Genomic DNA, 26,683 nt, shown 5'->3' on the forward strand with positions numbered 1-26,683 from the left:
AAGCGACAGCAAAGCGTTCGCGGCTAAGGGATCTCGATCGGTGGAAGCGTGCCGCCGCCTTCGGGCACCGTGATCTCGAGCCCCGACTTCTCGGCCGATGCGTAGCGACCATTCAGGCGGTCCTTTGGTTGGAAGGTGTCGAGACTCTTTCCTTCGGGTATCTCCTCCCGCCAAACGATTGTCACGTTGTAGTCCCCCACCGGCGCGCCATCGCCGGGTTCAAAGGAGGTGAGCTGGAATGTGCCGTCCTCTTCCGTCGTGCCTCCGGGAGTCGGCATTCCGGCGCCCTTGAGTGAGTCGTCTTTGGGATAGAAGACGATGCGAGCCCCCGCGGCCGGGGCGCCTTTAACCAGTAAGGTCCCCTGTACGGGCACCCGGGCCACCTTGCCATCGTCCGGCTGACTACAACCGAGGGTAGCGATAGCTACCAGCGAGCAAGCAGCCGTCAGCGGAAAGAGTCGAATGTTCATCATTCCCAGGAAGTCTTCAAGGCTATTGAAGAAGGCTTGTGTCGATGGGGGGCGGTTAGATCCTCGAAGCATCGATGACGTCACCGCTGTCGCGCGTGAAGAGCGAGACAAAGACGTCGGGATCAATCGATTCGGAGAAGAATCGCACGGCGCCGTCGCCCATGCCAAAGAACGCCCCGCCTTCGTGGAAGCTGTAGATCTCTTCGTTGTTGTGGCAATTCATGAAGCTGTTGCCGCAGCGGTCGTGGACGGAGTACCAATTCTCCCAGTTACCCCAGGAGTCACCGCCCTGGGTGAGGATGGCCTCGCCGCGCGCGTTGGCTTGTGGCTTGCCAGCGGTGTACTTGAGAGGCCGACCGGCGGATTCGAACCACATGAATGTCTGCGACAGGCCGTCCGTAGCGTGACGCAGCTTTGGCATGATGAAGGTCTCCTTCGACGAGCCGGCGTTTTTTACTTTCGTAAAGAGCAGACTCACGTACTGGCCATCGGCGTTCGGACGTGGCTGGACCGCTCCGCTCTCGAGCAGTTCATCGAGTCCGTAGTCGTTATTGACCAGCATCTTATCGCATACCCCGTAGTCGAACGTGCCCGGGTACTCTAGCCGCGAGTCAGAGACCGTCGGGCAGATAAACGAAGGCACTCGGGTGTTGGTGATCGTCCGGTTATCGAGGGGTTTGCTGGGATCGGCTTGGTCCCAGTCCTGTTCCCAATCGTAAGCGTCCGCGAGCGTGGTCTCTTCGACGTAGGGGAGGATGAACGTCAGTGTACTATGCCCCTTCGGTCGCAGTGGGACGCCCGCATAGACGCGTAGATAAGAGGGCGGCAGCTCTTTGTTCGTTAGCTCATAGTTCAGCGCGCCGAGTCCGAGCTGCTTGAAGTTGTTTTGGCACTGCGCCCGTCGTGCGGCTTCACGGGCCGCCTGGACTGCAGGCAGCAGCATGGCGACGAGGATGCCTATGATCGCGATGACGACCAGCAGCTCAACAAGCGTGAAGCCGAAGGCACGCCGCTTAGGACACGCCGTGTGGCGCCGTTGGAAGGAGTGGTACATGGCGTTCTTGCAGTCCTTTAAGGGCGTATCGGTCCTGATCAATCGGATATTCAAAAACAAGCCTTCAGCGAAGTTGTCACCGCGGCGATCGGGGCGGGCCGGACCCGCTCTTGCGAGCGGGTCCGACACTCCCACCCCGTCGAACGCCGCAAGCGATCCACCACCTATCGCCGGCGGCTACGGCCAAACGTCATCGCCAGACCGGCGCCAACGAGCATCACGCCCATCGGCTCCGGCACGGCTTGCAACCCATTGCCGCCCGCGGTGGCGCCGTAATTGGCGGACCAGAGGGCGTAGTCGGCGGCGTCCACGACGCCGGCGCTGCCGCCCGACTCGTCGCCGTTGCCACCGAGGTCGAAGCTCGTATTGAGGTTGTCGCGGTAGACCGTGTAGTCAGCCGCGTTGACAACGCCGTCGTTGTTGAAGTCGCCGGCGAGCGTCGGCCCGACGACCGGGATCATCCCTGAGGCGACGACCAGACGCGGCCGGGCTTCCTGAAGGTCCGAGCCATTGAAGTGGATCTGGATGCCGTCCGGCGTACCGGCGAGAACCGCCAAGCCGAAGTCGTCGGCGCCGTTACGGACGCCCTCGAGATAGCTGGTGACGTCGAACCAGAGCTCCGAGCCCAGATTGACGCCCTGGATGGTGTCCAACGCGGGGCCGATGTCGGCGCCGAGGCGATCGGTCGGCTTCTCGGGATTGAAGCCGAGGTCGAAGTCGGAATAGAGGCTCGTCGTGTCCCAATCTTGCTTCATAGCATGGACGTGCCAGTCGCCAGGCGAGCCGGCCGCCGTGCTCAAATCTCCAACGGTGAGAACCATCCACGCCTTGGCGACGGGCACGTCGGCGGGCGATTGATTCGCGCCGGCGCCGAAGACGTCGTCAAACTTGATCAGCGAACCGACGTCGTTCGAGTTGTAGTCGGCGCCGTCGAGGAACTCTTGCGTGTAAGTAAGGCCGTCCGTGGTCTCGTCATCCGACGGGTCATTGATGTCAGCGCCGCCATTCATGCGGATCATCGTGTTGCCGTCGTAGCCGTTCAGACCCCGCTGGAAGACGCGCTCGGTGATCGGCTCGGTCGTGTAGGTGACCGAGAGACGCGGACGGAACTCAGGGAAAGAGTGACCGGGGGAGTTGATGCCCCAACCATCCGACGTGCCAGGAAAACCGGCGGCAACGGCAACACCATAGTTAGTGCTGGGGTTGTCCGCCCAATCCTGCACCAGGCTGCGGATGTCGGTGATCGCGACTTGACCGGGCTGATTCCCAGAGAAGCTGCCGGCCGGTCGAGTCGCGGTGCCGTCTTGCCACCACGGGCCGCGGCCGCCCGGGAAGTCGATGTAGGACGTGTTGTTGTCGAACGGCGCCAGCAAGCCCGAAACAGCGAACGGGCCGTTGGTTTGCGCGTTGCCTGCAAAACTCGTCATGATCTGGAAGTTCGCTTCCAACACGTACGCGCCCGCGGGGATCTGGCCCGCGCCGCCGCCGATGATGTTGTCGAAACGGAACAGACCCTGAACGTCGGGTGAATTCGAAGATTGCGAATAGCCGTCGAGGAAGTAGCGTTCGACGGTGGCGCCATCGAATTCGCTCGTGCCAATACGCTCGTCGATCACACGATTCGCGGTGCCGGTGTAGCCATCGATGCCTTGTTGGAATGCAACGGTGCCGGTGACGGCGAAGGCGCTCGCGCCGGTCATCGCCAGCACGGCCGAAGCCGCGGCCGTCTTCGCGGCGCTACGGGACAAGATCGCGGGTCGCACTCTCATGGAATCATCTCCTTGGTGGTGGCAGAAGCGCTCAGAACCTTGCTGGAGCGCTGACGCGAAGCGGGGGGATGGGTGAGGCACAAAGCCTCGGAGGAGTTACGGTCTTAACAGGGGAAGAGAGTCGAGATAAGTGTTCTTCATCGGCAATTCATACTGGATAATTATTCATTGGCTTGACGCGCAGCTGGCTGCGCATCGCCCCGGTTTGTTGCGCTAAGAACCGCGTGGCCATTGGCGTGCCCCTTCGGTTGACCGTTACGGATGGCCGTCGTTTGGTCCACAAAGTGCGGGCTCGGGACGGCGTCAGTTGACGTCAGTTGGCGGTAGCGTTGCAGCTCTTCCGATCGCTGCGCATCGCTCCAGCCGAACTCCGCCGCCATCCACTCTGCGACTTGCACCGCGACGGCGGCGTGGTCGTGGCAGTAGTGCCGCCAGCTCGTGCGGCGGAGCATCACGTCGCCGAGGTGGCGGGCCCACTCGTGGCGGCAGTAGTGCTCGACCGCTGCCCGCGATACTTCCGGAGGAAGCAGCCCGACGGCGGGGCCGGTAACGCCATCGAGAACCCGTTTGGTAGCGGTCGCGCACGGCTTGGCTTCGAGCTTGGTGTGCCTAACGATCGCATCGACGGTCTCTTCGGCCATCAACCGGTAGGTCGTCAATTTGCCGCCGGTGACGTCCCACCAGCCGGGGTGCGTCATCGAGACCTTGTGCCGACGAGAGATGTCGGAGGGGTCGCCATTCGGGTCGGCGACGAGCGGACGGAGGCCTGACCATGTGCTAATGACGTCAACCGGCTTGAGCTTTGCGGCGGGGAACGTCGCGTTGGTGACGCCGAGGACGTATTCGATATCGGACGGGTCGCAGGAGGGCTCTTCAAGCGGGCCGTCGTAGTCCGTGTCGGTCGTGCCGAGAATCACGCGCTCACCCCACGGGATCGCAAACAAGATCCGCTCTCCCTCGGCCATGACGACCGCGTCGGGGATCGGCAGGCGGCTGCGGTCAACGACGAGGTGGACCCCCTTGGTGAGCCGCAGCGCGGTGCCCGAGCCCGGGATGCGGTCGGACCACGGTCCGGTGGCGTTGACGACGGTTCGTGTCATCACTTCGACGACGCCTTGCTCCGTCGCCAGGCGGCAACGCCAGAACCCGCCCACGGGCTCGGCGCTCTCCAGCTTCGTGTAGTTGAGGGCGACGGCGCCGTGGTGAGCCGCGGAGCGGAGCGAGTCGATCGCCAAGCGGGCGTCGTTCGTTAGCGCATCGAAGTAACGGACCGATCCATTAAGCTTGTCGGCAGAGAGCCCTTTGACGCGCGAGAGGGTCGCGGTGCGTCCCATCGTGCTGCTACGTCCGAAATTCTGCATGCCGCACAGGAGGTCGTACGTCTTGACGCCGAGCACAAGCTTCCACATCGGCCACGCCGACCGCGCATAAGACGGAAAAACGAACGCTAGCGGCTCCGCCAAATGCGGGGCGATCTTGCCGATGGTTCGCTTCTCGAGGCTCGCCTCTCGCACCAAGCCGACACGGCCTTGAGCCAAGTAGCGCAGGCCGCCGTGCAACAAGCGGCTGGAGCGACTGCTCGTGCCCGAGGCGAAGTCACCCTTATCAATGACCGCGACAGCGAGGCCGCGCATCGCAGCGTCGCGAGCCACGCCAGCGCCGACAATCCCCCCACCGACGACGAGGACGTCCAGCGTGCGGCCCTCGAGGCACGCCGTGGGGGGAGTAGGAGATTCGCTGGTGGTGAAACGCTCGTTCATTGCTTGCTGTAAAAACGAAAAAGGCCCCGCGGGAACATCCGCGGGGCCTTTCTCAATTGGCTCTGGCCCGTGCAGTCTTCGTAGACGTACTTCGTGTTGTGCGGCGGTGCGCTTACGGCTGACGGATCATGCGTTGGCTCTTGTGGAGGAAAGGTTTGACGCCGCGACGAGTTCAGCCGGCGCAGCGATAGGAAAGCGAACCGGCCGTCGTCAGCGCGATGGCGGCAACGGCGAGCGATGTGGGCTCGGGGGTGATCGGAGTCGACGCCCCGTCGATCGGCGTGGCCTGCAATTCGAGTTGGTACAGCTGAACGGCGTGGAACGAGCTCGCCACACGCACCACATAGTCGCCGGGCGTAGCGAGGTCGATTGTCAGACTCTCAGCGGCGCCAGCGGGGGTGCTGTTGGCCGTGGCAAGGACTCCCTCACTGTCGGCGTTGAACAACTCGAAGTAGAGATTGCCGCGCGCGGACGCGTCGATCAGCGATTGGTCGCCGCCCGGCAGTCCTTGGTGGTACGTCCCGCCGAGCGGCGTCAGCGTCAGCTCGGCCCGGAGCGGTGCGTCGGTGCTGAAAACGTAGAAGTCGCGATCGGACGTGCTGGTGATGCTGACAAAGTCACGATCAGCGGCGTCGATGGCGTCCGTCTTAGCCGCGTCAAAGCCAACCCCTAACGATATGCCTGCGCTCAAGGCGCCAAGCGGTGTCGCCAGTTCGCGGAAATCGTTGCCCCGACCGCCATTTGCCCACTCGTTAACATCGCCGTACATCCAGTGCATGCCGCGGATGTCGTCGATCTGCGGGCCGTCGAAGGACAGATGCAGCTGCGGTTCCATCAAGGAATTGCTGTCATCGGATTCGACGTGCCCCAAGCCCAGGGCGTGACCGACCTCGTGCGTCAACACGTTGCGTAGCCGCAGGTAGTTCTCTCCGGGGAGGGTCAGAAAGGCGATGTCGGCCGTGTCGAGCAGAACGTCACCGCTGTTAGGAAAGTTGCTCAGCGCGAGCGCGCCGCCGGCGCCGTTGAGCGTGTGGCCGCCGATCCGCACGTCCCCACGGACGCCCAGAACGCCGCCGCTAGGGCCGATAATGGCGCAGTCGTCATAAGGCTCGTACACCATCCGTACGCCGCTGAGTTCGCTCCAGCGCTCCACCGCCGACTGCAGCAACGGGAACCACGGCCGCGTCGTCAGGTCGTCGGAGGGGACGCCACCAACATCGAACGCCTTGTCGAGCGAAGCCAAGAGCTTGTTGACGCCCGAGACGCTCGTCGGCACACCGTCCGGCGGCAGACTCCAGGTCAACGTAATCGGATCTCCCACGAAGGAAGTACTTCCCGAAGCCGTCGCGGACCAACGCTGTTGCGACAAGTAGCCAGAGGACGACGCTGGAGTCAGCAGCCCAGCGCCGATCACCGCGGTGGCGGCAACCACGCGGGCGATCGTTAGACGATGGGAGTTTGGACGATTCATCCGCTTGGATCGGCCGAGAGCTCTAGTGATCGCAGGGCGGCCGGCTGGGCTGTCTGCGTTGTTGGTAGGTTGCTTGTCTTCCGACTCGAAAAGCTGCTGAAAAGTTATGCTGGCCAAATAAAAAAGGCCCTGCGGAGTAACCGCAGAGCCTTTCTCGAATACTCGGGCTCAGTGCTTACTTGATGACGCGGAAGCTTGTAGCAAGCTTTCGCGGATCAATTAGATTTCTTTCAGGTGAGGATAAGCCTTGTGGGTTGGCTAAGTCAACATTGTCGGCGAAGAATCACGAATTCTTCACAATCCGGTGGGTAACGGGCATCGACAAACGCCGTCAGTCTGCAAGCCACCGCTTTGACCGCGTCACCGCCGAGGACCAGCCGTTGATCAAGCGCTTTCGCTCGCTTGTCGCGAGCTGGGGCGGGAACTCTCGGTCGAGCTCCCACTGTTTGGCAAGCTCGGCGGTGCTTCCCCATACCTTCGCCGCGAGGCCCGCAAGGTAAGCGGCGCCGAGGGCGGTGGTCTCCGTAATAACCGGACGCTGCACCGGCTTGCCGAGCAGGTCGGCCTGGAACTGCAACAGGTCGTTGTTGACCGCGGCGCCGCCATCGACGCGGAGCGTCTTGAGCCGGACCTTTGATTGGCTCGCCATCATGTCGATCACGTCGTGGCTCTGGTACGCCATCGCCTCGACGGCCGCCCGGGCGATGTGCCCCCCGGTCGTCGATCGATCGAGCCCGATGAGCAGACCGCGTGCATACGAGTCCCAGTGAGGTGCCCCGAGGCCAACGAAGGCGGGCACGAGATAGATGCCGCCGCTGTCGGGGACGCTCTTGGCGAGCTCCTCGATGTCGCTGGACTTGCGGATGAGCTTCAGCCCGTCTCGCAGCCATTGCACCGCGGCGCCGCCGATGAACACCGATCCTTCCAAGCAATAAGTGATCCGTCCATTGATTCCCCAGCCAATCGTCGTCAGCAATCCGGGCGGCGCGGCGATCGGCTTCCGCCCAACGTTCAGCAGGATGAAGCAACCGGTGCCGTACGTGTTCTTGGCCATCCCACGCTCGAAGCAGGCCTGACCAAAGGTGGCGGCTTGCTGGTCGCCCGCGACGCCGCAGATAGGGATCTCGGCGCCGAACAGGGCTTTTTTCGTAACGCCAAACTCGCCGCTAGAATCCCTGACTTCCGGCAGCATCTGTCGAGGCACCTTCAGGAGATCGAGAAGCTCGTCGTCCCAGTCCAGCGTGTGGATGTTGTAGAGCATCGTGCGGCTGGCGTTGCTGTAGTCGGTGGCGTGGACGGCGCCGCCGGTCAGATTCCACAGCAGCCATGAGTCGACCGTGCCGGCAAGAATCTCGCCCTTCGCCGCCCGACGCCGCAACTTGTGCTTGTCGAGCAGGTAACGGAACTTCGTCCCGCTGAAGTAGGGGTCGATGATGAGGCCCGTCTTCGAGCGGATGGTTTCTTCCCAGCCGTCCTGACGCAGCTTCTCGCAAAGCGGCGTCGTGATGCGACTCTGCCAGACCAGGGCGTTATCGATCGGGCGACCGGTCTTTCGGTCCCACAAGACAACAGTCTCGCGCTGGTTGGTGATGCCGATAGTGGCGACATCTTGCGCTGACTTGCCCGCCTTGCGCAACGCCGCCCGCGCGGTCTTGAGCTGCGACTTCCAAATCGCCAGCGGGTCGTGCTCGACATGTCCAGGCGACGGATAAATCTGCGGGAACTCTTGTTGAGCCGAGGCGACCGCACGGCCGCGACGGTCGAACAAGATGCTGCGGCTGGAGGTGGTTCCCTGATCCAGGGCGAGGACGTGCGTTGCCACAGGAGTACCTTCAGAGGAGAGTCTTAAGCGTGGATGGCGGCGCCAGCGAGTTAGAAGCCGAGGCTACGCCACAGCAACGCGCCGGCGATTCCGCCCGCGATCGGCGCCGCGACCGGCACCCACGAGTATTGCCAGCCAGAGTCGCCCTTGCCACCGATGGGAAGGAGAGCGTGGACGATCCGCGGCGCGAGGTCGCGCGCCGGGTTGATCGCGTACCCCGTCGGGCCTCCAAGTGAAAGCCCAATCGCCGCGACGAGCAGCCCCACAAGTAGCGGATTCAAGCCAACGCTGAAGACGAGAGACAAATCGATCGAGTCACTTGCGACCGAATTGGAATTTGCGCTAATCGCGAGCACGCCCACGATTAGCAACGCGGTCCCGATGAACTCGGTAACGAAGTTCCACGGCGTTGCGGCAATGGCGGGGCTGGTGCAGAAGCAGCTGCGAATTGCGTCGGGGTCTTGGGTGGCGTCGAAGTGACGCTTGTAGGTCAGCCAGACAAGAACCGCCCCGATCGCCGCCCCAACGAATTGCCCGGCGAGGTAGATCGGCACGACGCTCGTCTCGATCTCGCCCAGCGTCATCAGCGCAATCGTAACGGCTGGATTGATGTGGGCGCCGCTGATTCGTCCTACGCAGTAGACGGCCATCGCAACCGCTAGTCCCCAGCCCGCGGCGATGCAGATCCATCCACCGTTGCGTCCAGCCGCGCCTTGGAGGCAGACGTTAGCGACAACGCCGTTTCCGAGTAGGATGAGGATCGCTGTTCCGACAAGCTCTGCGAGAAAGACCTCGTTCATCTTGCGTGCGGGTGGTAGAGGGGTAAAGAGAAGTCGAAGCTGGAAGAGTGGGGCAGCTGGCTCAAGCGGGTCGACGAGCTTTGTAAACGCTGACGCTCGAAGGTTCTAGCACCATTGCGCAGTGCGACTAGCGAAAAACCCCCATCGCGCTTCAGGTGGTGCTGAAAGCCATTCGGTAGAGCGCCGTCTGTGAAGGAGGTCTGGCGATTGGATCGATGAAGATTGAGAGAGGACGCCCCTGTTGGTTAGTTGACAGAGAATTACTTTCCAGTAGTTTGCTTGACATCGATCCATCGTAGCGAGACTTACCTTCAATGACGTTGCCCTCGTCACTGTCACTTCAGGCCGTCGTCGTCGACTGGGCGGGTACCATCGTAGATCACGGTAGCCGCGCTCCCGTTGAGGCGTTCCGAGAGGTCTTTCGCCGTCGAGGCGTTGAGATCACCGTCGCAGAAGCCCGCGAGCCGATGGGCATGGAGAAGCGCGATCACATCGTCGCGTTGCTTTCGAATCCTCGGATCGGCGCCGCCTGGAGGGCGGTCTATGGCGGCGATGCGAGCGATTGCGAAATCGACAGCCTCTACCATGACTTTCTCCCACTGCAGAGTGAATTGCTCACGCACCACGCTGATGTGATTCCGGGTGCGCTGGAGGCATTGGCCGAGTGTCGTCGGTTAGCCATGCGGATTGGCTCCAGCAGTGGATACGCGGCGCCGCTGATGGAAACTCTCGTTCCTCTGGCGGAACAGAATGGCGTCAAAGTCGATGCGGTTGTTTCCGCTTCGGAAGTCCCGAAGGGACGGCCAGCGCCATGGATGATCCTTGAGAATATGAAGCGACTTGGGGTTTACCCGCCCGCGTCTGTTGTCGTCGTCGACGATACGACGGTTGGCGTGGAGGCGGGCGTTAATGCCGGCGCATGGAGCATCGGCGTCATCGAGACAGGGAATGCGCTTGGCTTAGGTGTTGAAGAGCTCGCAGAGCTAGATTTAGGAGAACGCGAGCGGCGAAGCTCGGCGGGTAGAGCGGCAATGCTAGCGGCTGGAGCCCACTACGCCATCAACTCGATTGCCGACCTCCCCAAGACGTTGGCAGTGATTGCGGAGCGACTCGCTGCTGGGGAGCGGCCGTGACGCGCGGCCACGACCATGACGGGGTGCGCGCAAGCGTGTTTGTCGCGCCTGGTGAGCCGCTGCAGTTGCAGAGCTTTCCGCGACCACGATTGGCTTCCGGTGAAACGCTCGTGAAGACAACCTGCTGCACACTATGCGGCAGTGACCTTCACACTTATTTGGGCGATCGGCAAGGCCCGAAACCTGCGGTGCTGGGGCACGAGACGATTGGCACAATCGTCGCTTTCGGGCCAGGTTACGCGCCGATCGACGGAAAAGGCGGCCCTCTAGAGATCGGTGACCGAGTCTCGTGGTCGGTCGCCGCCAGTTGTGGCGAGTGCTTCTTCTGCCGTCATGACCTGCCCCAGAAGTGTGAGTTGCTGTTCAAGTATGGTCACGAGCCGTGCTGCGGCATGTACCCTTTGAGCGGTGGGATGGCTGAGTACTGTCACTTGAAGCGGGGGACAGCGATTTTTCGAGTGCCGGAGACAATCCCCGACTTTGTTGCCTCGTCGGCCAACTGCGCAACGGCAACGGTTGCGGCAGCGATGAGGTCTGCTGGTGGCTGCCGCGGTAAGGCCGTCGTGATTCAGGGCGCAGGGCTGCTAGGTTTGACTGCCGCTGCGATGGCTAGCGTACAGGGGGCCAAGCACATCCTCGTCGCCGATGTCGATCCGCAACGCGTCTCTGTCGCCTCGCGTTTCGGGGCTGATGCTGCAGTCGATGTTGCAACAGGTCCCGACCAATTAGCTGACGCTCTCTACGCCGCCACCGATAATCGAGGCGCTGACATTGTCTTCGAGATGTCTGGCTCCGCCGACGCCATTCGCCAGGGCCTGCCGTTGCTTCGCATCGGGGGCTGCAATGTCTTTGTTGGCGCCGTCAAGCCAATCAGCACCGTACAACTCGATCCGGAGCAACTCGTTCGACGGATGTGGACGCTACGGGGAGTCCATAACTACGCCCCAATCGACTTAGCCGATGCTATCGATTTCTTGGCGGCGAGTTGGGACCAGTTTCCGTTTGTAGAAATGGTCGGCGGCGAGTTTCCTTTGGAACGGGCGGACGAGGCGTTTCAGCACATGATCGCAACAAGAGCGGTCAGGGTTGCGGTACGTCCGGGTGGCCAACTCAATTCATGCTAGTGCAGTGAACACCCCAAGTTCAGTGTCCTTCCGCGGCCTTTCTTGATGCAGAACCGCCAGCAAAATGCCGCTAGCAAGTCTCACTCACCGACGTACATCGTGGCGTTACCGAATGCCATAATCCTCAACCGATTTGAATCGACGCGCGGCTACGCACGGAGAGTTTAGCAACTCGTGGCGTTATCGATCTTCTCACCGATAGCAGCGGGGGTTAGCAATCCAAGAAGCTCTTCCAACTGCGCTTTCAGCTCATCGACAAGCGGATGACAGCGATGGCTGTCTTCGACTCGTGCTGCCTGCTCGAGCTGTCGTAGAGTGCGCTCGGCGTCAGGCTGCTCGAAGTAGGTGACCTGTCCGCGTAGGCGGTGGGCGAGAAGCGAGATCGACTTAAAGTCGCGTCTAACTAATGCTTCGCATAGCTCTGCCAACTGCACTGGCACGAGCCGAGACAGTTCTGCGGCGAGTTCGCGGTGAAAGTCGGACATCGAGTCGGCATCTCGCCCAAGGGTGCTAACCCTACCGCCGGGCATGGCCTGCTCGATGAGGCGGTAGAGCTCTTCACACCTGATTGGCTTCATAGCCACGGCGTCAAAAGCGTCTTGACCGGGAAGCATTGCGGTGGCGTCGATGTCGCCAGTCACGCAGATGACGGGAGGAGACGGACAGGCCCTAGCAAGAGCAATGGCCCGGATTCTCTGCGCGGTCTCGGCGCCATTGAGTGGGCCGAGGCGGTAGTCTGTCACAACGACGTCCGCGCCATTCGATTCAAATTCGGCGATCGCATCGACCCCACTGGAAGCGATAGAGACGCGATGGCCGGCTCTTTCAAGCCATTCCGTTAGAAGGAGCTGATTAAACGACGAGTCTTCGATCACCAGCACGTCGAGAGGAGCGGCAAATGACTCGACCTCTTTGAACTCGCTCGTCGGTGCGGTATTCGACTTCAAGACGATAGGTAAATCGATGGCGACTCGGGCAGTGGTCCCCTGTCCTACCTCACTAACGAGCTCAATCGATCCCCCCAGTGCGTCTATGATTTTTTGACAGATTGAAAGCCCTAGTCCGGCGCCGCCTTGTGAAGACTTGGGGGAGGAGTGAGCTTGGAAGAAGGGTTCGAAGAGACGACTACGGTCTTTCTCTTCGATACCAACTCCACTATCACGAACCGTCCAGATGATTTTCTGGCTCTGAAGGGAACTGCTGGAAATGTTTAGTGAGAGTTCGACGTATCCCGCATCGGTGTATTTAATAGCATTTCCAACAAGGTTGATCAGTACTTGCATCAGACGCTGCTCATCGCCAAGTACTTTGCTCTCTGAACAGAGATCGCCGCAATCATCGTAGTCAGATCGCAGAGCGAGTCCTTTCTCCAGGGCGAGTGGACGCATCAGATCGATCACTTGACGAAGGACCTCGGAGGGTCGGAATGGGATTTCTCGAATCTCCAGTTCAGCCGCTTCGATCTTTGCCGTGTCGATCAGATCACTGAGCAGCCGAAGAAGCGACTGTCCTGCTTCTTCGACGATACCGAGGTACTTATTGCGTTTCTCGGGGTCCTCGGTCTCACGTGCTAACTCGGTCATGCCAAGCACGGCGGTCATCGGTGTGCGGAGCTCATGACTGACGTTGGCAAGGAATCGGGTTTTCGCTTCATTAGCGGATTCCGCCTGCTCTTTGGCGACGGCCAACCTGGCGCCAATTCCTTCGAGTCGGCCGACGACGTGCTTTATTTGGCGAACAGCCGGTTTGAAAATAAATAGTCCCTCGGCCGTGAGCACCAAGAGAGTAAGCGCTAGGAGGGCAACCTCCGAGTTGCGAAGACGAGAGACGCGTCGCTCGGCCTCAAAGACGAAACGAGACACGATGGCATCCATACCGCTGAGGAAGGCTGCCTCGTGCTCTTGGATGCGACGAATCGAGGCCGTAGCGTTTGATTCTGGCGTTGCGACCTGTATCTCGTGTGCGGCGATTCGAATCGCATCGTAATGGGGGCGGACGTCGTCAAAGAGCTTAGTCAGCTGAGGACTGAGTTGTCCTTTCAGGCCGATTTCAGTGTCGCCGCGCTGCAGACCGATGTGGTTGGTCTGCCACTCGCTCAACGCCGTCGCCACTTCGTCCTTAATGTCTTGGATGTCGTTTCCCGAGCTTGCTTGAAGCTGAAGAGACGATTTTGCCAGCCGTTGGCTGAGCATCCGTTGGCGACCGGCGAGATTGATGACGTGTGAATCGCTCTGGCTATTCTCGAGTTGCCATTGAACCAGAAGCTGGGCGCCTATCGTCAAAATCGCAACGGTGCTTAGCGCCGCAATGTACAAGAGCGTTAATCGTCGTGCGCCAGCGGTTGACTCCATTGATAGAGGTTCGGCGCGGGCGGTGGTGTTGGAGTCACTCATCGATACTGCGCGGGGCCATTCCATACATGCGCAGCTTCTTACGCAGGCTGACGCGCGTAATCCCGAGGAGGCGAGCAGCGTGCGCTTGATTGCCACGGGTGTGATGTAGCACGCGTGTGAAGAGCTTCCTCTCGGTCTCGGCGATCGCTTCAGCATGGAGCGAGTCGGACCCCGCCTCGATACGCATATCGGTAAATGTCGTCCAATCGGTCGTGCATAGAGCCGAAGCAGATGGGTCGGCCGCGGGGACCACGGATGCTCCCGATACAGCGCGGGTGATCTCGGCTGGCAGTAGCACATTCCCCTTCTGCTCGATAAGCGCTCGTTTCAGAACGCTTTCCAATTCGTCGATGTTCCCAGGCCAGTGGTGGGCCGACATTGCGAGGAAGGCCTCTTCTGAAATCCGCGGTTCTTTGACCCCAAACGCAGCCGCAATGGGGCTTAGCTTCCGCAAGCTATGCTCTACCAGCAGACGCAAGTCACCGTGCCTGGCACGGACGGGAGGGAGCTCGATGGCGAAAGAGGATAACGCGTAATACAAATCGGAGCGGAACTTTCCTTCCCGCGAACGCGACTCGAGGTCGACCGTGGTGATCGCGAGTAGACGACACTCGACACGGTGCTCTATTGCTGAGCCTGCTATTTCATAAACGCCGTCTCGGATGGCCCGCAGCACCCGAGCCTGGATGGCGAGGGGGAGGTCGCCGACTTCTTCTAGCAGCAAGGTGCCGCCAGCGGCTTCGGCGATCCGACCTGAGGTAGATCCCTCCTCAACTGACCGCCCGAATAGAACCTCGTCGGCGCGACGTTCATCTAGTCCACGGCAGTGAAGTTTGACGAGTGGACCCGAGGAGCGATGGCTGTGGGCATGAATTTCACGTGCGACGGACTCTTTGCCGGTGCCGTGCTCTCCTCGTATCAGAACAGCGATGTCCTGCATGGCGACCTTGCCGATCGCCTTAAAGACCGATTGCATCGCGGGGCAATCGCCCACGAGGTTTGTTGGGTCTGGCGGCAGTGATAGCGATTCGCGGGGCGGCCAGAGGGTGTCCTCTTCGGCGACCTGCTTCGTGCTGAGGAGCCGACGCAGTGCTAGTGCCCGGTCAATTTGGCTCCGCAACTTCGGTGGGTCGAGAGGCTTTGGCAGATAGTCAAAGGCGCAGAGCTTCATCGCCTCAATTGCCGAGCCCCCAGAACCACGCGCGGTAACGAAAAGGATTGGTACCGAAGGCGCCAATTCATGGATCGTTGTAAGCGCATTCAGGCCGAGGCAGTCTGGCAATACGTTATCTAAGATCACCACATCGGGCTTGCAGCGCGACACCTCATCGACCCCCGCGGCCCCATCAGCCGCGACGTGCATTCGGAAGACGGCCCCCTCCATAGCCCGGCGGACGACGATCGGAATTAAGGGATCGTCGTCGATGACGAGGACGACCGGGCCACTCGCGGGGTTGGTGGTGTTCACGCTCACGTGTTGCTTGGGGTCAGCGACGCAGTCGGCGCGCACCATCTGCCAACGCCCTGGAAACGCAGCAATGATGGCGCCAAAGGGCATGGGCGTCGCCTTTTCTAATGACAGCGAGCAATCCGCTCGGCTTTTTCAGGGGGATGGTGAGTTTCTTCGCGGCAACCCGTTGCAGCCAGTTCGGGGTAATTGCCCATTTTTTGGGCGAGAGCGGGCTCTCGCTGCTGATAAATGAGACCCTACTGCTCCGAATGACCAAGAGGATCGAGAATGTCCACTGCGCATCTCCTTGAGAGCCTGGGAGTTGCGTTGACGGTAAACCTTGCTGGCAAGTGTCGGGAGTTTTGACCCGGAGCACATCTTCCGTCGAAGACTCTACGGTGGCACGAACGCATGCGGGAGGCCGCTCCAAGCAACGCCAGGCGACTGGCTCGGCGGCAGCGCTGTTGCGTCCTGAGCTCCTGCCATGCCCCGGAAAGCTCACGGACCGAGCGAGAACTGTCATGAGAATCTTCTGTTTCGCCTTCGCGGCAACGTTTCTGGCTGCTTCGGCCGCCTACGCAGCCGACGGAGATCTGGCTAGAGCCTACTCAATCAGTGGTGGCGAGGACGGTGTCAATGAGGTGGGCGCCGTAGGCTATCGCTGCGAAGCCACGGAGTCGCCGAGTTGCGCCGCAGTCGAGCCATGCTCTTGTGGCGACGGAATAAGCTGTGGCGAGGCCGTCGGAGGCGCCGGATGCTGCGCGGCTTGTGGCAAGACGAGGGCGGCAGCTAAGCCCAACCCATGCGCCGAATCGCACAAAGGCGTCTTCTACGCCAACGATTTCAGCTACCTCAAGGACCCTTGCTACAACGGGGCGTGTCTCGGCGACAGCCTAAAGTGGATGCCCGTTGGCGAGTGTGGCCAATGGGGCACACTCGATGTAGGCGGCCAACTTCGCCTGCGCTACCATCACGAAGAGGGCATGGGCCGCCAGCCAGGCCGCTCAGGCTTTGAAGATACGACCAACGACTTCCTGTTGACTCGGATGAGGCTCTACACAGACTGGAAGGCGAGCGAGATATTCCGCCTCTACGTCGAAGGGATCGTCGCCGATGAAACGGGCAACTCGCTCTACTTGCCCCGGCCGATCGACGTCAACTATGGCGACCTGCTGAACGCGTTTGTCGATGTCACGATGACCGATGAGTTCAAGCTCCGCGTCGGCCGCCAAGAACTTCTTTACGGCAACCAACGCACCGTCTCGCCGCTCGACTGGGCGAACACGAGGCGGACTTTCGAGGGCATACGCGGTCTCTACAAGAGCGGTGATTGGGCCATCGACGGGTTCTACACGAACTTTGTTCCGGTCGTCGACGATCAATTCGACGAAGCCGACTACGACCAATCGTTCTACGGGCTGTATTCGACCTACACGGAGAGCAAAACTCGTTCCTGGGACTTCTATTATCTTGGCTATGACGATGAGCGCATCGGCGTCACGCCCGCGGCGTCGGGAGACTTCTCGTTGCACACCTTCGGAGCCAGGGTCTGGGGCACAGCTCACGAAAAGTGGCTCTACGAGTTTGAAGGCGCCTACCAAGTCGGCCGGCAGAGTGGTCTGGATCAAGACCACAACGCTGGATTCACCACCGCCGGCTTAGGTCGTAAACTCGACAAGATGGCGTGGGACCCAACCCTGTGGGTCTACTTCGATTACGCTTCGGGTGACTATCCGGGCGGCGATTTCAATCGATACAATCAGCTGTTCCCATTGGCGCATAAATACTTGGGCTTCATCGATGCCGTTGCCCGCTCAAACGTCGTCTCTCCGAACGTGCTGCTGACGATGAAACCGCGTGACAAATGGGACGTATTGCTTTGGTACTACTACTTCGGTGCGGTAACCGGCAGCGACGTCGTCCCCGGAGTGGCCGTTCCATCAAACCAGGTCGCTGGTCAGAAGGACTTCGGCAGTGAACTGGATCTGATCGCTAAGTATGCGATCTCTGCACGGTCGAACATCCTGTTCGGCTACAGTCGTCTGTGGGCCGGCAGCAAGATCATCGGGACCAACGATGCGGAGTTCTTCTACAGCCAGTGGGAGTTGAATTTCTAAAGCAGGCCGCGGTTGCGTAACGCAATCGGCTTGGTGGCAAGGCGCGATCAGTAGACGTCGCGGGAGTAGCGTCCCGTCGCCTTCATGCTGTCGATGTAAGCTTTGACTTCTTCGGTGCTTTTGGCGCCGTGCCGAGCCACGATGTCGAGGAGGGCGCGGTCCACGTCCGCGGCCATCCGTTTGGCGTCGCCGCAAACGAAGAACGAGGCCCCGTCTTCTAGCCAGGCCCAGAGCTCGCCGCCCGCCTCACGCATCCGGTCTTGGACGTAGACCTTCTCTTCCTGGTCGCGGCTGAACGCGGTGCTCAGCCTCGTCAGCAAGCCCGCCGACTGCATCGCGGCAAGCTCGTCGCGATAGATAAAATCGCACGTCTCGTGTTGGTCGCCGAAGAAGAGCCAGTTCTTGCCGCTGGCGGCCGTGGCTTGGCGCTCTTCGAGGAAGGCCCGAAACGGGGCGATGCCGGTGCCGGGGCCGACCATGATCATTGGCGAAGCGGGGCTCGCCGGGACGCCGAAGCCGTGTGAAGGCTGAACAAACACTCGCACCTTGCCGCCCGCCGTCACACGGTCGGCGAACATTGTCGACGCCACCCCTTTGTAGACGCGGTCACGTAACCGCGTTGTCGCCTTACCGACGGTCAGGTGCACCTCGCCGGGATGGGCCTTGAGCGAGCTGGCGATCGAGTAAAGCCGCGGCGCCATCGGAGTGAGGCAGGCAACTAGGTCGTCGGCCGTCGGCTTTGCCGAGGGAGCTTTGCGGAGCACGTCGAGGACATCCAGACCGTCGAGTTCATCGGAGTCCACCAACGCAGCGATCGCGAGCTCCTCATCGGGGTTCGGCGTGGACTGCGTGAGGAGTTCCAGCAGCTCGTCCGAGGCGTCGCGGAGATTGAACTCGTTGATGAGTCGTTGCGAGAGGGCCTCGTCGTTGGCAAGACCAAGGTGATCCAAGACCTCCGCCACAAGCTCGGGGCAGTTCGTCGGGTAAACGCCCAGCGAATCGCCCGCTTCATACGTCAAGCCGCTGTCGCCGAGATCGATCACGACGTGCGACGTCTGCTTCGACGATCCTTTCCCGTTCAGATTGGACGAAGCCTTAACAACCGCCGAGTAGGGGTTGGAGCGGCTGTATCCCATCGGCGGCGCCGCCTTGGCGGCGGGGGCCTCCGTGGTCGCGGCGGTCGATGGCGTCTCTTTGATGAGTCGCTTTAGCGCCTTGGCCGTTTCCTTCCCGCCCGGTGAGCAGAGCGATAGGTTCTTCTCCTCGCCGGCGGCGATCGCTTCGGAGTAAGTCAGACATTGATATCCACAGGCGCCGCAGTTGAGCTGCGCCATGGCCGCCATCAGCCGTCGCTTGAGCGGCTTGCCTTCGGCGAGCGCCAGCCGATCTTCAATTGCGATGCTCGAGTCGTGCCACGGAAACTCTTCCGCCTCGTCATCCGGCGCCGGCAGTAGCGCAACGCCGTCGGAGACGGCATCGCCCGACGCGGCCGCCTCTGGCGCCCCATTCGTTGGAGCCCCCATCCAGCCCGCAAGGAAGCCATTGAGCCAAGCCCGCTGTTCGGCATTGAAGGGCGCGGACTCCGGGATAATTGACATGCTCATCTTTGTCTCTCAATCCAATCAGGTCTGCGGGCAAGTAGGTATTGAGCTAAGTAGCTCTCGTCGCCCTTGAGACCTCTTTGTGACCTACGTGCCTTACGCTCCCTCATCGAGGTCGGTCAGGCGCTCACCAGCGTGCCCTGGCACATCTCCCTAAGGCCGTCAATCTCGACGCGACGCGTGAAATCGACGAACGCTTCTGCGGGCGACACACGGTTGTCGAGATACGCTTGCAAGAGCCCCGCCACGCGCGCCGGCACGTCGCGGAAGGGAAGGCCGGTGAAGAGCTCTCGGCCGATTCCCTGACGCTCTCCATAACCGCCGCCGACGAAGAGGTGGTAACCCTCGACCGTTTCGTCGGGGTCATCTGGGTCTTCCACATTCGCCGCGATCAGGCCGATGTCGCCGATGTAGTGCTGCGCGCAAGAGTGGTGGCAACCGGTGAGGTGGATGTTTACCGGCACATCCATGTCCAATCGTTCCTCGACATAGTCGGCGATCGTCATCGCATTGGACTTCGTCGGCGCGCCGGCGTACTTGCAGCCCGCCGAGCCCGTGCAAGCAATCAGCCCCGCGCGAACGCTGGTGGCTCGCCAGTCGAGGCCAAGCGTCTCGATGGCTCCCTTTGCGGCTTCGACGGATTCGTCGGGGATGTTGGCGATCAGCAGGTTCTGCCAAACGGTCAATCGCAGGTCGCCGTCGCCGTAGCGTTCCGATAGCTGCGCTAGGCCACGCATCTGATCGCTTGTCATGCGACCAACCGGCAGCACGACACCGACATAGTTAAAGCCGGGCTGCTTCTGCGGATGGATTCCGACATGCGTCTGGCGGTTGTCGGAAGGGCGGGGCTCAACCGCGTCGAGCGGCGCCTTGGTCAGTTCTCGGCCGACTTCCTTCTCGACTTCGCCGACGAATTTCTCGAACCCCCAGCGATCGAGCAGATACTTGAGCCTCGCCTTGTTGCGATTGGTGCGGTCGCCATGCCGAATGAATACCTGTACGACCGCCGCCGCGACTTCGACGCACTCTTCCGGCTTGAGGAGGACACCCGTCGGCCTCGCGAAGTCCTTGTGCCCGGTGATGCCGCCGAGCGTGAACTGGAAGTAGATGCCTTGGCGGAGCGAGTCCGTCGCCGCCTCGGCCTTGAGGCGGACGGCGGTGAAGCCAATGTCGTTGGTGTCCTCTAGCGCCGCGATCGATCCGCCGCCATCGAACGCGATGTTGAACTTGCGCGGGAGGCCGTACAGCTCACGGTGATTGATGAGGTAGTAATGCATCTCTTTGGCGAGCGAGAGCGTATCGATCAACTCTGTCGGATCGACGCCACTCAGCGGGCTCGCGGTGACGTTGCGGATGTTGTCGGCGCCCGCGCCGTAGTTGATGATCGCTAGGTCCTGGAGGCCCGTCAGGAGGTTGATCGACTCAGTCGCAGGGATCTCGCGCAGTTGGAGATTGGCCCGGGTCGTGCAGTCGGCGAAGCCGCCGGCCGTGCGGTCCGCGAGGTCGGCTAAGCCGCGGAGTTGCCAAGAGCGGATCGCGCCGCCGGGGAACCTCAGGCGGCACATGTAGGAGTCTTGAGCGGGCGCGACATAGAACAACCCGTGGTACTTGGTGAGGAAGACGTCGGTTCCTTTCGGAAACTCGCCCGCCGCGGCGCGGCCACGCATCTCGTCCCACATGTCGCGGGGGTTCTTGTCGCGCTTCGCGACTTCCTCGGCGACGAGCTTGCCGCCGACGGCGACTTGCTCGTCTTGGGCGGCGCGATGGATCGCCGTTGGGTCGTTGGCAAGCAGGCTGGTCGCGGGTTGTAGAGCGCCGACGACGACCGTGTCGTCCATCGCTCCGCCGGTTCCCGACAAGATCGGCAAGCCCCGCACCTTCCGGGCCACATCGGCGCCGAGCGCAAACCCTTGCAGGTAGTTCTGCTGCTCCGCCGTGAAGCCGCCCGTCGATTTTCCGTTCGCTTCGCTCATCGCTTCGCCTCCAGCGCCTCGATTTTGACGGCGCAGGCCTTGTAGCTGGGTTGGTGAGAGTAAGGGTCGAAGTGCGCCAGCGTCAGTCGGTTGGTCGCTTCGTAGTGCATCGGGATGAAGACCTGGCCGGGCTGGACCGTCGGCGTGAGAAACGCCGTCGCTTCGAGCCGCCCGCGGCGTGAGCTGACCGCAACCTTGCTATGCTGCGCGACGCCCGCTGCGCGTGCGTCGTCGGGGTGCATCTCGATGTAGATGTTCTGCGGGGACAGCTTCCGTAAGACCGGGGACTTGCTGGTGCGCGTTTGGGTATGCCACTGCGATGCGGCGCCGCGGCCGGTCAGCAAGAGGTACGGATAGGAGTCGTCGGGCGCCTCGGGCATCGGGCGGCTATCCTCCCAGATGAATCGGGCCCATTCATCTTCGTGGTAGAACCGGCCATCCTCGAACAGCCGACGCTGTTGCGCGACCTCGGCGACCGGCTCGACGCACGGCCACTGCGCGCCGCCGGCGTGGTCGATGGCGGCGTAGCCCCCCATGCCGGAGAGATCGCACGGTCGACCCTGCGAGAGCTCTTGCAAGATGCCGAACGCCGCCTCGGGTGAGGTCCAGCGCCGGAACCTCTCGCCGCACCCCCAGTACTCTGCCACGAGGCGGAAGATCGCGAAGTCGGGGAGCGCCTCCCCCGGCGGGCGTCGGACCTTCTTCACGACACCGATGCGGCGTTCGCTGTTGATAAAGGTGCCTTCTTTCTCACCCCATCCCGCGGCTGGCAGCACGAGGTCGGCTTGCTGCGCGGTCTCCGTCGTCGCGTACATGTCTTGCACGACGAGGAAGTCAAGCTTCGATAACAGTTCGCGCGCGTCCTCCTGGTGGATCCAGGAATGCGCCGTATTCGTGCAGAGCACCCACAGGCCCCGGATGGCGCCGCTGCGGATGCCCTCGATAATTTGGTGGTAAGGCAGGCTGTCGACGGTCGGAATGTTCTCAATGGGGAGGTCAAGGATGTCCGCGACTTCGCGGCGATCCTCGGCGTTTTTGAAGTCGCGACCGGCGAAGAGTCCCGTCGTGTTGCTGAATAGCCGCGAGCCCATCGCATTGCACTGGCCCGTGATGCTGTTGGCGCCGGTCCCGGGGCGGCCGATGTTGCCGGTCATCAGCGCCAGGTTGATCAAGCTCTGGGCGATACGTGTCCCCTCATAGCTTTGGTTGACGCCCATCGTCCACCAGAACGAGACCCGCTTGCCCTCATGAAACATTCTGGCGAGGGTTTCGATCAATTCGACCGCGATGCCGGTGGCCTCGGCGGCACGCTGCGGCGGGTAATCCCTGACAAAATCGGCGAACGATTCAAAGCCCGTTGTCGAGGCGTCAATGAACGCGCGATCGATCCAGCCTTCTCGCACCAAGACGTGAGCAAGGGCATAGAAGAAGGTAAGGTCACTCTTGGGCTTGATCGGCAGGTGCAGCGTCGCTTGCATCGCCGTCTCGGTCCGCCGCGGGTCGATCACGACGACCTGCGGGTTGTGAGGATTGCGGCAGACACGCTCCCACATGATGGGATGGGCGACGCACAGGTTCGATCCCACCAGGACGATCACGTCCGATTCTTCAAAGTCTTGGTAGGTGAACGGTGGGGCGTCGAAGCCGAAGGACTGCTTGTAGGCGGTGGCGGCGGTGGCCATGCACTGGCGGGTGTTGCCGTCACCGTGGATCATGCCCATCCCGAACTTGGCGAGGGCGCCCAATAGCGCCATCTCTTCGGTGACCAGCTGCCCCGTGCTGAGGAAGGCGACCGACTCGGGGCCGTGCTCGGCGCCAATCTCTTTGAACCGCACGCACAGCGTCCGCATGGCCTCGTCCCACGAGACCGGCACAAGGTCGCCATGGTTGTTGCGCAAGAGCGGTGTGGTCGCGCGGTCTTCGGCGTCGAGCACCGACAGCGCCTCCCAGCCCTTGGGGCACGCCATCCCGAGATTGACCGGGTAGTCCGTTGTCGGCGTGAGGTTGACCGCCTCGCCGTCTTTGAGGTGGATGCGCAAGCTGCAACCGGTCGAGCAATAGCCACACACCATGTCGGTCGTGGCGTCGGGCAGCAGCCGAGACGGCGTCTGACCCAGACCAAAGCGGCCCGGCTCGCGGAGCAGGTCGCTCGTGAGCGCACCGCCCTTTTGATGGACGATGCTCTGTAAGGTTTCGATTAGCGTCGCGGCCTTGTTGGCAATCGAGTTCATCGCGTCGGCGTCCCCCCTGGCATCCTCAGCGGGATGACCGTGCTGAAGTACAGCCAACGTTCGGCAAACTCAGCGGCTAACAGTGAGACGAAGCCCAAGGTTGCGAAAGTGGCTGGCGCCACGTCGAGACCGGCTACCAGCAAGCTCATTACGCCCGCGGCGCCGAGAATCATTCGCGTGGTTGTTACCGGGCGGAGCTGCCCGAGTTGAAGTTTCGCTGTCAGACGGAGATCGCCATCGGCATCATGAACGTGACGAAATAGAGACGCCTCATAAAGCAGCTTAGCTGCCGCGACAAGAAGGGCGAACCACGTCAACGCAGGCGACGGGAAGCCTGCAATTGCTGCGACAGATGCCGTCGCGGCGAGGCCGAGCACCACCGAAGTTCCACCGAACAGGGGAAGCGTCCGGCGCCACTCCCAGAAGACGCGACCGGTGAAGATATAGATCTTCGCCGAGCAATAGACCGCGACGGCTCCGCTGAGCAGCGCCAACGCTTCGAGGGGCGACCGCAGCGCAGCGGGCAGGGAATTCGAGATCGCGGAGGTCGCAAAGGTTGGCAGCCAGCCTTCGAGGTGCGGCATTATGGCGAAGGCCGCCGCCGCCACCGAGAACGCCGCGTAAACGCCGAACAGGATCGCCTCGCGGCTGAGCCATGAGTGCCGCCAGCCAAGCACCGCGCGGAAGGCTAGGTGCGGACGCCCCAAGTGGAGCGGCGCGACGGCGAGTCCCAACTGACCGACGATCATCCCCACGATGATCCCCGCCTCGCACCACGCACCGGATCCGAGCCAGCGGGCGATCGCACTCGCAGCAACCACGCCAACCGACATCTGAGTCAGCACCAGCATCGCTACGAGCGGTGCGTGAGCGTGCTGAGGTTCAGCGAAACCACCGTCGGCGCCGGCCGTACCCGCGGGCAGGCCCCGCTGGCTGCGATAGGTCGTCGTAGGGTGCGTTAGTTCCGAGGGCGGCGTGTCGGGCAGGAACACGCCTTGCTCGGTGGCGGTCAAGACGTCGGAGATATCGACCACGCCGATGCGGATCGCTCCATTGGGACACGCCTGCACACAAGCCGGCGCTTCGCCAGCGGCGAGCCGGCCGTGGCACATGTCGCACTTGCGGACGATCCCTTTCGACTGGCTGTACTGCGGGACCTCGTAAGGACACGCCATCGTGCAGTACTGGCAGCCGAAGCACTGATCGTCGAGGTGCCGGACAATCCCCGTGACGGGGTCTTTCTCGTACGCGTTGGTGGGGCAACCCGCTAGGCAACCCGGATCGACGCAGTGGTGGCATGCCGTTGTGACGTGCTGGAGGATTGGCAGGTCGCCGCTGGTCGCGGAGGTTTGCCCGATGAGTAGCCCGACGCTCCGCCACGTCTCATCAGGCTCAAGCCCGTTGAGGTGGTGGCAAGCGCTGACACACGCCTTGCACCCGCTGCAAGCGTCGAGATCGACATCGAACGCGTACTGCTGACCAGCCTCGGGGAGGCCGGCGGGGATTAGGTCGCGGTAGTACTTCGCTTGCTCCGGGGCGGCGCCGTCGTCGTGCAGCTTGGCGAAGCGCTCGACGGCGGTCAGCTCGCGCGACTCGTCGAGCAACGTGGCCAGCAGCTCTTGCGGCTGCCGTAGCGAGGGATTGGCGGCGGGATTGGCGATTAACGTGGTCATACGCGTTGGGGACGGCGTCCTCCCTGCTCACGGCTACCGCTGTCCAAATGGCTCGCGACGGCCTCGCCTTGAAGCGCCGGCACGTCGTGCTGCGTAGCGCTCATCGCTTCGACGAGGTGCATCGTGTCGTCCCAGTTGTCGTCACGGGGCTGCTTCGACTTGCCGCCGCGGTGATCTTGCTCTTCGAGGAACGCCACGAGCTCGACTCGCAAGTCGTAATAGCTGGAGTGCTCCAGTACCGTCGCCCGATCGCGAGGCCGCTCGAACGGGATATCCAAGAGTTTGCCGACGCGGGCTTTGGGCCCGCTGGTCATCATGCAGACGCGGTCGGACATGAAGATCGCTTCATCGATGTCGTGGGTAATCAGGAGCGTCGTGATGCGCTCCCGGTCGAGCACGCGCAGGATCACCTCTTGCAGGTCCATCCGCGTTAGCGAGTCGAGACGACCAAAGGGCTCGTCGAGCAGCAGCACCCGCGGCTTAAGTGCGATCGCGCGGGCGATGCCGACACGTTGCTGCATGCCGCCCGACATCTCGCGGGGGAACTTGTGCAGCGAGTCGGCAAGTCCAACCGCGGACAGGTAGTACTCGGCGATCTGCCGCCGCTCGGCCTTGGTTCCGTGGGGATAAACGCGGTCCACGCCCAGCAGCACGTTCTGCAGCGACGTCATCCACGGCAACAAGCACGGAGCCTGGAAGACGACGGCCCGATCGGGCCCCGGCCCGGAAATCTCGCGGCCTGCGACGGCGATGCTGCCGCCCGAGGTCTCGTTGAGGCCGGCGAGCATCGTCAGCACGGTGCTCTTGCCGCACCCGGAATGGCCGATGATGCTGACGACCTCCCCCTTGGGCATGACGAGGTTGAACCCGTCGATGACCCGCACGGCCTCGCCGTAGGGGTTCGGGTACGCCTTCGTGAGATTGAAGATCTCGACGTACCGGCGGTCGGTGGGGGTGAGCGTTTTGTGCATCAGGCAATCGCCACTCGGGGGCCGGGCGTGATCGGTTGCAGGTCTGGCAGCGGGAGGTCGGCGACGGGCGAGAGCTCTTTGGACTCGCTGTTGACTTGGATCAGGTACTTCGTGACTTCATTGCGCAGGTGCTTGTAGTCCTCGTTGAAGTTGAGCGTTGCGCGATCGCGGGGGCGTGGCAACGAGACAGCGAACTCCTTGCCGAACGACGCCGCCGGCCCCGGCGTCAACGGCACGATCCGGTCCGCCATGATCACCGCCTCGTCAACGTCGTTGGTGATCATCACGACGGTGCGGCGGTCCTCTTCCCAGATACGGATAATCTCGTCCTGCAGGACCGAACGCGTCAGCGCGTCGAGCGCGGAGAGCGGCTCGTCTAGCAGCAGCACCTCGGGCTTCATCGCCAGGGTCCGCGCCAAGCTAAGCCGTTGACGCATCCCGCCCGAGAGTTCGCCGGGGAGCTTCCAATCCGACCCCGTCAGGCTCACCAGGTCGATGTAGTGTTGGCAGTAGCGGCGGCGCTCGCCGCGCGGCATGTCGGGAAAGACCTGCTTGACCGCCAGCTCGATGTTGCCTTGCACGGTGAGCCATGGGAGCAGCGAGTAGTTTTGGAACATGATCCCCTTGTCGGGACCCGGCGCCTTAATTGGCCGGGCCGCCATGCGGACGCTGCCCGCATCGGGCCTCTCCAATCCGGCAAGCAGCGAAATCAGCGTGCTCTTGCCGCTCCCCGAGAAGCCGATGATCGCGACAAACTCGTTCTCTTCCACCGAAAGCGAAGCGTCCTTTAGCACCTCGTACCGGTTGGAAGCCGGGCCGTAACCGAAAGAGACGTTTTCGAGTTCGAGGTAAGGCATAGAGGTGGGTTTGG

At 62.0% G+C, this 26,683-nt stretch carries 18 protein-coding genes; 3 read left to right on the forward strand and 15 right to left on the reverse strand.

Annotated elements, in window-relative coordinates; translation table 11 throughout:
• Positions 1 to 23 precede the first annotated feature (23 nt).
• The 7 genes from Spa11_RS23250 to Spa11_RS10290 form a co-directional block, all read right to left on the reverse strand.
• A complete protein-coding gene (locus Spa11_RS23250; protein ID WP_231933234.1) occupies positions 24 to 278 on the reverse strand; it encodes a hypothetical protein in 255 nt (84 codons plus the stop codon).
• 247 nt (positions 279 to 525) lie between these two features.
• Positions 526 to 1,524, reverse strand: a complete 999-nt coding sequence (locus Spa11_RS10265) for a DUF1559 family PulG-like putative transporter (RefSeq protein WP_145111720.1) — start codon at positions 1,522 to 1,524, stop codon at positions 526 to 528.
• 164 nt (positions 1,525 to 1,688) lie between these two features.
• Positions 1,689 to 3,293 (reverse strand): DNRLRE domain-containing protein, encoded by a 1,605-nt coding sequence (locus Spa11_RS10270; protein WP_145111723.1) that lies wholly within the window; start codon positions 3,291 to 3,293, stop codon positions 1,689 to 1,691.
• Positions 3,294 to 3,454: 161 nt separating this feature from the next.
• A complete protein-coding gene (locus Spa11_RS10275; RefSeq protein ID WP_145111726.1) occupies positions 3,455 to 5,053 on the reverse strand; it encodes a glycerol-3-phosphate dehydrogenase/oxidase in 1,599 nt (532 codons plus the stop codon).
• A gap of 172 nt (positions 5,054 to 5,225) precedes the next feature.
• Positions 5,226 to 6,524: a matrixin family metalloprotease gene (locus Spa11_RS10280; RefSeq protein ID WP_145111729.1), complete on the reverse strand. Its 1,299-nt coding sequence runs from the start codon at positions 6,522 to 6,524 to the stop codon at positions 5,226 to 5,228.
• Between the two features lie 331 nt (positions 6,525 to 6,855).
• Positions 6,856 to 8,346 carry a glycerol kinase GlpK gene (gene glpK, locus Spa11_RS10285; protein WP_145111732.1) on the reverse strand — a complete coding sequence of 497 codons (1,491 nt, stop codon included), beginning with the start codon at positions 8,344 to 8,346 and terminating at the stop codon, positions 6,856 to 6,858.
• A 50-nt stretch (positions 8,347 to 8,396) separates the two neighbouring features.
• Entirely contained in the window at positions 8,397 to 9,146 is a 750-nt protein-coding gene (locus Spa11_RS10290; RefSeq protein WP_145111735.1) for an MIP/aquaporin family protein, read from the reverse strand.
• Positions 9,147 to 9,460: 314 nt separating this feature from the next.
• On the opposite strand from Spa11_RS10290, the gene phnX reads away from it, so the two are divergent.
• Together phnX and Spa11_RS10300 are read left to right on the forward strand one after the other, a co-directional pair.
• Complete coding sequence (phnX, locus tag Spa11_RS10295) at positions 9,461 to 10,279, forward strand: phosphonoacetaldehyde hydrolase (RefSeq protein ID WP_145111737.1); 819 nt, start codon at positions 9,461 to 9,463, stop codon at positions 10,277 to 10,279.
• Positions 10,280 to 10,314: 35 nt separating this feature from the next.
• A complete protein-coding gene (locus Spa11_RS10300; RefSeq protein ID WP_261342295.1) occupies positions 10,315 to 11,403 on the forward strand; it encodes a zinc-binding dehydrogenase in 1,089 nt (362 codons plus the stop codon).
• Between the two features lie 164 nt (positions 11,404 to 11,567).
• On the opposite strand, the gene Spa11_RS10305 is transcribed toward Spa11_RS10300, so the two are convergent.
• Both Spa11_RS10305 and Spa11_RS10310 read right to left on the reverse strand, forming a co-directional pair.
• On the reverse strand, positions 11,568 to 13,796 hold the full coding sequence (locus Spa11_RS10305) for an ATP-binding protein (RefSeq protein WP_197529888.1): 2,229 nt from the start codon (positions 13,794 to 13,796) through the stop codon (positions 11,568 to 11,570).
• Positions 13,789 to 15,354: a sigma-54-dependent transcriptional regulator gene (locus Spa11_RS10310; protein ID WP_145111743.1), complete on the reverse strand. Its 1,566-nt coding sequence runs from the start codon at positions 15,352 to 15,354 to the stop codon at positions 13,789 to 13,791. Before Spa11_RS10310 ends, Spa11_RS10305 begins: the two co-directional genes overlap by 8 nt.
• Positions 15,355 to 15,767: 413 nt before the next feature.
• Between Spa11_RS10310 and Spa11_RS10315 the strand changes: the two genes are divergently transcribed.
• Positions 15,768 to 17,363, forward strand: coding sequence for an alginate export family protein (locus Spa11_RS10315; protein ID WP_145111747.1), 1,596 nt, complete (start codon positions 15,768 to 15,770; stop codon positions 17,361 to 17,363).
• Positions 17,364 to 17,410: 47 nt separating this feature from the next.
• Here Spa11_RS10315 and Spa11_RS10320 read toward each other — a convergent pair whose 3' ends face one another.
• The 6 genes from Spa11_RS10320 to Spa11_RS10345 form a co-directional block, all read right to left on the reverse strand.
• Positions 17,411 to 18,967 (reverse strand): sulfite reductase subunit alpha, encoded by a 1,557-nt coding sequence (locus Spa11_RS10320; protein ID WP_145111750.1) that lies wholly within the window; start codon positions 18,965 to 18,967, stop codon positions 17,411 to 17,413.
• Positions 18,968 to 19,083: 116 nt separating this feature from the next.
• Positions 19,084 to 20,937: a NirA family protein gene (locus tag Spa11_RS10325; RefSeq protein ID WP_145111753.1), complete on the reverse strand. Its 1,854-nt coding sequence runs from the start codon at positions 20,935 to 20,937 to the stop codon at positions 19,084 to 19,086.
• Positions 20,934 to 23,168 (reverse strand): molybdopterin oxidoreductase family protein, encoded by a 2,235-nt coding sequence (locus tag Spa11_RS10330; protein ID WP_145111756.1) that lies wholly within the window; start codon positions 23,166 to 23,168, stop codon positions 20,934 to 20,936. Before Spa11_RS10330 ends, Spa11_RS10325 begins: the two co-directional genes overlap by 4 nt.
• Positions 23,165 to 24,841, reverse strand: a complete 1,677-nt coding sequence (locus Spa11_RS10335; RefSeq protein ID WP_145111759.1) for a DmsC/YnfH family molybdoenzyme membrane anchor subunit — start codon at positions 24,839 to 24,841, stop codon at positions 23,165 to 23,167. The genes Spa11_RS10330 and Spa11_RS10335 overlap by 4 nt, the downstream gene beginning before the upstream one ends.
• A complete protein-coding gene (locus Spa11_RS10340; RefSeq protein WP_145111762.1) occupies positions 24,838 to 25,812 on the reverse strand; it encodes an ABC transporter ATP-binding protein in 975 nt (324 codons plus the stop codon). The genes Spa11_RS10335 and Spa11_RS10340 overlap by 4 nt, the downstream gene beginning before the upstream one ends.
• Complete coding sequence (locus Spa11_RS10345) at positions 25,812 to 26,669, reverse strand: ABC transporter ATP-binding protein (protein WP_145111765.1); 858 nt, start codon at positions 26,667 to 26,669, stop codon at positions 25,812 to 25,814. Before Spa11_RS10345 ends, Spa11_RS10340 begins: the two co-directional genes overlap by 1 nt.
• Positions 26,670 to 26,683: the final 14 nt, after the last annotated feature.

It is taken from the genome of Botrimarina mediterranea, from assembly GCF_007753265.1.
GTDB lineage: Bacteria > Planctomycetota > Planctomycetia > Pirellulales > Lacipirellulaceae > Botrimarina > Botrimarina mediterranea.

Bases quoted from the DNA above. Each gene is read 5' to 3' on its own strand.
- Spa11_RS23250 (WP_231933234.1), bottom strand. From the start codon at position 278: ATGCCGACTCCCGGAGGCACGACGGAAGAGGACGGCACATTCCAGCTC.
- Spa11_RS10265 (WP_145111720.1), bottom strand. From the start codon at position 1,524: ATGTACCACTCCTTCCAACGGCGCCACACGGCGTGTCCTAAGCGGCGT.
- Spa11_RS10270 (WP_145111723.1), bottom strand. From the start codon at position 3,293: ATGAGAGTGCGACCCGCGATCTTGTCCCGTAGCGCCGCGAAGACGGCC.
- Spa11_RS10275 (WP_145111726.1), bottom strand. From the start codon at position 5,053: ATGAACGAGCGTTTCACCACCAGCGAATCTCCTACTCCCCCCACGGCG.
- Spa11_RS10280 (WP_145111729.1), bottom strand. From the start codon at position 6,524: ATGAATCGTCCAAACTCCCATCGTCTAACGATCGCCCGCGTGGTTGCC.
- Spa11_RS10290 (WP_145111735.1), bottom strand. From the start codon at position 9,146: ATGAACGAGGTCTTTCTCGCAGAGCTTGTCGGAACAGCGATCCTCATC.
- phnX (WP_145111737.1), top strand. From the start codon at position 9,461: ATGACGTTGCCCTCGTCACTGTCACTTCAGGCCGTCGTCGTCGACTGG.
- Spa11_RS10305 (WP_197529888.1), bottom strand. From the start codon at position 13,796: ATGAGTGACTCCAACACCACCGCCCGCGCCGAACCTCTATCAATGGAG.
- Spa11_RS10310 (WP_145111743.1), bottom strand. From the start codon at position 15,354: ATGCCCTTTGGCGCCATCATTGCTGCGTTTCCAGGGCGTTGGCAGATG.
- Spa11_RS10315 (WP_145111747.1), top strand. From the start codon at position 15,768: ATGAGAATCTTCTGTTTCGCCTTCGCGGCAACGTTTCTGGCTGCTTCG.
- Spa11_RS10320 (WP_145111750.1), bottom strand. From the start codon at position 18,967: ATGAGCATGTCAATTATCCCGGAGTCCGCGCCCTTCAATGCCGAACAG.
- Spa11_RS10325 (WP_145111753.1), bottom strand. From the start codon at position 20,937: ATGAGCGAAGCGAACGGAAAATCGACGGGCGGCTTCACGGCGGAGCAG.
- Spa11_RS10330 (WP_145111756.1), bottom strand. From the start codon at position 23,168: ATGAACTCGATTGCCAACAAGGCCGCGACGCTAATCGAAACCTTACAG.
- Spa11_RS10335 (WP_145111759.1), bottom strand. From the start codon at position 24,841: ATGACCACGTTAATCGCCAATCCCGCCGCCAATCCCTCGCTACGGCAG.
- Spa11_RS10340 (WP_145111762.1), bottom strand. From the start codon at position 25,812: ATGCACAAAACGCTCACCCCCACCGACCGCCGGTACGTCGAGATCTTC.
- Spa11_RS10345 (WP_145111765.1), bottom strand. From the start codon at position 26,669: ATGCCTTACCTCGAACTCGAAAACGTCTCTTTCGGTTACGGCCCGGCT.